2 protein-coding genes and 1 pseudogene are annotated in these 1,543 nt (G+C 54.2%); all 3 read left to right on the forward strand.

All coding sequences use genetic code 11. The features are described from left to right. A pseudogene (locus N181_RS09550) lies at nucleotides 1-471 on the forward strand (hypothetical protein); the annotation flags it as partial. Between the two features lie 283 nt (nucleotides 472-754). Next, a complete protein-coding gene (locus N181_RS34715) occupies nucleotides 755-1,081 on the forward strand; it encodes a hypothetical protein (protein WP_234892885.1) in 327 nt (108 codons plus the stop codon). A gap of 211 nt (nucleotides 1,082-1,292) precedes the next feature. Then, on the forward strand, nucleotides 1,293-1,529 hold the full coding sequence (locus N181_RS31485) for a hypothetical protein (RefSeq protein ID WP_234892884.1): 237 nt from the start codon (nucleotides 1,293-1,295) through the stop codon (nucleotides 1,527-1,529). The last annotated feature ends 14 nt before the right edge of the window (nucleotides 1,530-1,543 follow it).

A 1,543-nucleotide genomic window follows, 5' to 3' on the forward strand; every position in this document is an offset into this window, starting at 1 on the left:
CACGCGCGGCGCTCAAAATCCTGCGGCCCTGCTCGGATGGATACGGTAGAGCTGAAGCGGCCCTCCCTGAGGGTCACTCGCAAAGAGCTCGACCAATTGGAGGACTATGTCAGGGCACTGATCCAACAGCCAGACTTTGCCACTACATCGACAACCTGGAACTTTTACCTTGTGACAACCGAGTACGATGATTTCGTCAGGGAGCGGGTAACCCAAAAGGATCGCCCGGTTGGCCTTTTCCTCGACAAAGAAAACCATAGGGTCTGGGTGAAAACATGGGGCGACATCGTCAGGGACTGTGAAGGACGCCTCAATTTCATTCAGGAACGCCTCAGAATCGAGGTCTCGACCGAGGAAATTGAGGAGAAGATTGCGGCTTTGAAATCGTCGATAGTCAAAGCGGGGAGAGATAAGGCTGAGAACCACTTTGAGGCCGACCCCGCTCCAAGCCGCGAAGCGCAACCCGGATAGTTGGAAGAACAAAGTCAATTGCGGGTCGGAAAATGGAGAAGGACATGCGCATCGCCGTTCTTGGATGGGGTTCTTTAATTTGGAATCCTGCGAAGCTTAAGATCAGTGTGCCCTTTCGACAATCCGGTCCCTATCTGCCGATTGAGTTCGCAAGGATATCTGGAAACGGCCGCTTGACCCTCGTGATAGATGAGCGACATGGGGAAGGTGTGAGACATTCTACGCGATTAGCAGCTTCGACAGCCTCGATGACGCTCGCGACAACTTACGTGATCGCGAGGGGATGACTCATGTCAATGGCGTGGGATTCGTCGATCTCTTCCACAATAATGTTAGCGAACGGGCGCTCGAACGCCATCCAAAGGTGGTGCCCGTTGTCAGGGAGTGGGCCGCGCAGCACGGCCTCGAAGCAGTCATTTGGACCGCTCTCGCACCGAATTTTGCTGAATTGCAGTCGGTCGAATTTTCAGTCGACGCGGCTATGATCTATCTCAAAGCGCTTCCATCTGACAAGTTTGCACTTGCCGAGGACTACATCCGCAATGCCCCAGAGACAGTCAGGACGCCACTGAGAGCTGCCTTCTTCGACGTTTGGCCTGGTGAGGAGTAGAAGGACATTCTGCCATTGGCTCGACACGCACTGGTCTTGGTCCTGGCGAAAGCCGGTCCGTCGTGAATGTTTCGAGTTCGAAACCACTACGTTCATTAGCACCAGCGTGTCGGGATGGCAGGCATCGCGTACGTATTCTCTCCGGTCGGCGAATCGTCCTGTGAATTTGTGGATACGATTGATTGCCTAGAAGGTATTTGGAGATCGGACCATGACACCCAAGGAGTACGAAGAAGCTGTATTGGAGCGCTTCAAAACGGCCTGGCCGCTGCCACAGTTCGTCGTGCGCCACAATGTGCGCTTGCGTGGGCAGGCCACACAAGCTCGTCGTCAAATTGACATAGCGATTTATGAACAAGGTTCAAAGGATCCGAGTTTGATCGTTGAGGTCAAACGGCATAGACGTCCGGTGGATGGTATCCATCCGAGCAGGGCCGCAGGATTTTGAGCGCCGCGCGTGGT

This window comes from Sinorhizobium fredii USDA 205 (genome assembly GCF_001461695.1).
GTDB lineage: Bacteria > Pseudomonadota > Alphaproteobacteria > Rhizobiales > Rhizobiaceae > Sinorhizobium > Sinorhizobium fredii.